This window comes from Cobetia sp. (genome assembly GCF_983723665.1).
The window spans coordinates 1-2,770 of sequence record NZ_CFDJES010000239.1 but is presented as its reverse complement, the minus strand read 5'-3'; the positions used below and the strand labels follow the sequence as shown (position 1 = coordinate 2,770).

The following is a 2,770-nucleotide window of genomic DNA, read 5'->3' as shown; positions in this document are numbered from 1 at the left end:
CGAAGCGTGCCGCCAACAGCAGCAGGCTCGCCATGCTCAACCACAGCAGCGGGGCTGGCGATTCCAGGGGGGCAGAGGGCTGGCGCACGAAGGCGGGATAGCTGATGCGCACCAGCGCACAGACCAGCAGACCCACGCAGGCACCGCCCAGCACATCACTGAGGTAATGGACGCCAAGCGTGATGCGTGACAGGCCGACGAGCGTACAGGCGGCGATGGCTGCCCAGTAGATCCAGCGACGTCGCGAGGAGGGCTGGCGCTCGGCGATGAAGGCGGCGGCCAGCCCGAACACTGCCACGCTGCCGGCGGCATGGGCGCTGGGAAACGACATCGATCCTTCCAGGAAGGCGGGGGTATCCGGACGCGGGCGCTGGATCAGGTGCTTGAGCACGGTATTGGCGCTGGCGATGCCCAGCCAGGCGGCCGTCAGATGCAACCACACCGCGTGGCGACCCTTGAGCAGCAGCCATACCAGCCACGGAGCCACGAGCGCCGCCAGGCCGGTGCCATCGGCGAGGCGAGACAGCACGAGGCTTGCCTCGCGCAGCCAGTCCTGGGGCATCAGTGAGGAGAGGCTTGCGGCCAGCGAGGCGGCCACGCGGTCGATCCACCACGGCTCGGGATGGGCCAGCACCGCCAGGCTTATGGCGGGCACGCTGATCACCGCGAAGATCAGCAGCGCCATCGAGGCGAGCGGGAATTCGCCCTCGGGGTCGGGATGGCGCAGCTGCCACCACAGACGCCGCCCGGAAGGGCTGCGACGCATGCGACGAGCCAGCCAATGATAGAGGCGGCCCTCGCGGCCCAGCTGGCGGCGCAGGAAGGAGAAGGCGAAGGCACAGGCGATCAGGCCGCTGGCCAGGCCGACCAGCAGGCCGTCGGCCCCTTCCGGCAGGGTGAACAGTGACTGCCAGGTCTGGCCCAGCAGATAGCCCGGCAGCAGGTAGGCCGGTGCCCAGGCCAGCGCCGAGAGGCCATTGACCAGGAAGAAGCGCGCCGGCGGCATGTCAAGCATGCCGGCGACCAGCGGGATGATCGGGCGCACCGGGCCGACGAAGCGCCCGAAGGCGATCGACCAGCTGCCGTGGCGATGAAAGAACTGCTGACCGTGCTCGATCCACTCGGGATGGCGCGAGAAGGGCCAGCGGCCGGGCAGTTGATCGCGATAGCGGATGCCCAGCCAGAAGCTCACGCCATCGCCGATGATGGCGCCCAGCGCACCGGCGGCCAGCAGTATCGGCAGCGAGAGTTCGAGATGGCCGGCCAGGGAGGCGCCGGCGGTGAGAATGACCACGCCTGGCACCAGCAGGCCGATGATGGCGAGAGATTCAAGCAGTGAGACCAGGCCGATGACGGCGACAAGGGCTGCCGGGTGATCGCTCAGCGTGGTCATCAGGGTATCGATCATCACACTGGGGTTCAGCCAATGCAGCAGTGACGCAAGGGTGTCGCTCATTCATTGAGATCCATCAGGGCAAGCTGGCTGGCCAGCAGGCGTTGCTCGAGTTTCTGGGTGGTGTCATCGGCCTTGTACGTCACCAGGCGCGCGCGGGCAATGATGGAGCCGGTTTCCGGCTGTGTGGCCGCTGCCAGCGCCGCGGTCAGGCGCTCGCGCATGATCAGCGCTCCCGCCTCGCCGGTATTGGGCAGCATCAGCCAGAAGGACGACTTGTCGCTGCGACACAGCAGGTCGCCCTGGCGCGAGACCTCCTGCATCACGTCGCAGGCCATCGCCAGGCATTCGACGCGCCTGTCTTCGCCGAACTGCTCGCCGAGCATGTCCAGTTGCGGCAGATAGACGACCAGAATGCTGAACGGTTGGTCCAGCGCCCGCGCACGCGCCGCCTCACTGATCAGTCGTTGCTGACCGGTGCGGGCGTTGAAGGCGTTGCACTCGGTTTCCTCGCTGGCGGTCAGGCTCATGACACCCGCCTGCAGGCTGTTGATGACGAACGGCTGGCTGGCCACCAGCAGCAGACACAGGTAGCGCAGTATCTCGCCGAAGTTGTCTTCCTGCTGGCCCAATAGCCATAGCCACAGCGGTGCCAGCACCAGATTGAGCAGCATCGCCGGTGCCAGGGGCAACAGCAGCAGTGTCAGCACGCTGGGCAGTCCCAGCCACAGCGACATGCCCGGGTAGGTGCCCGGCGCCTCGAGTGCCAGCATCAGGTAGCTGGCGATCAGCGTCAGATAGGAAGGCAGCGGCTGCTCATCATCGAGGTGATTGAGGCCGGCGGCAATCGCCATCAGCAAGGTGGCCAGCACCGGCGTCAGGATATGCTCGAAATCGCCCACCAGGTAGCGCCACAGGGCGTAGGTGGCGATCACCGCGGCGGCCAGCAGCATGATCAGTGTCTTGCGATTGGCGAGCTCCCGGCGCTCGCGATGGGCCAGGCTGTGCAGAGGAGACATCAGTGATCATTCCCCCGCGACGGTGTCAAGGCGACCTTGTCTGCCGCGCTGGCCGGTTTGAGGATGTCTCGCCCATGGTCTGACGGGGCATCGTCTGTCGAGGCGTGGTCTGACGAGGCGTTGTCTGTCGAAGTTTCGCCTGACGAGGCATCGGCATCGGCAGGCTTGCGAGGCAGTGGCGGCAGCAGGGTGATCGGCTGCGGTTCATCGCTCAGGTGGGCGCTGAGGCGCTTGAGGTCCAGCGCACTGGGGTCACTGTCGTTGAGAGGCTGCACGCGAGCGCGAATCGGCATCGCGAGATGCTCGATCAACTGACGACGGCGCAGGCTGGCCATGCGCTCGCCGCGGGTGACCAGCA

General features: G+C 66.8%; 3 protein-coding genes. All 3 read right to left on the bottom strand.

What is annotated here, in order from left to right:
- On the bottom strand, positions 1-1,456 hold a 1,456-nt coding region (locus AC4FAH_RS14345; protein WP_490246287.1), incomplete at its 3' end, for a bifunctional DedA family/phosphatase PAP2 family protein.
- Positions 1,453-2,412, bottom strand: a complete 960-nt coding sequence (locus AC4FAH_RS14340; RefSeq protein WP_052384343.1) for a diguanylate cyclase domain-containing protein — start codon at positions 2,410-2,412, stop codon at positions 1,453-1,455. The genes AC4FAH_RS14340 and AC4FAH_RS14345, both read right to left, overlap by 4 nt.
- On the bottom strand, positions 2,412-2,770 hold a 359-nt coding region (locus tag AC4FAH_RS14335), incomplete at its 5' end, for a hypothetical protein (RefSeq protein ID WP_490246286.1). The genes AC4FAH_RS14335 and AC4FAH_RS14340, both read right to left, overlap by 1 nt.